This window comes from Tritonibacter sp. SIMBA_163 (assembly GCF_046535935.1).
In the GTDB taxonomy this organism is placed as follows: domain Bacteria; phylum Pseudomonadota; class Alphaproteobacteria; order Rhodobacterales; family Rhodobacteraceae; genus Epibacterium; species Epibacterium scottomollicae.
This window is the reverse complement of the sequence record NZ_JAWJBP010001181.1, coordinates 1-241: the sequence shown is the minus strand read 5'-3', so window position 1 is coordinate 241 and position 241 is coordinate 1. Positions and strand designations below refer to the sequence as shown.

At 53.5% G+C, this 241-nt stretch carries 1 protein-coding gene; it reads right to left on the bottom strand.

Annotated features, from left to right (window positions below; translation table 11 throughout):
- Positions 1-34: 34 nt before the first annotated feature.
- Positions 35-241 (bottom strand): competence type IV pilus minor pilin ComGF (locus tag R0J92_RS26050; protein WP_411053821.1); only part of this gene is annotated, 207 nt, incomplete at its 5' end.

Here is a 241-nt window from a genome sequence, read left to right as displayed (position 1 = left end):
CACCAAGGACAGCGGATAGACTGCCCCGGATTGGCTAGTCCGAATGCAAGAGCGCATAATCTGCCTCCTCTTTTGCGCCGCTGTGAAATTCCAGCTGGATGGTCAGACGCTCGCCTGCCAGTTGAAATTCACCCCCTTTCACATCGGTCAGCATGATTTCATGTCCCTGTTGGTCTTTGCGCTTGCGCACAACTGTGCCATACAATTCGATGTCGTAGACAATGGCACCTTGGACGATGCG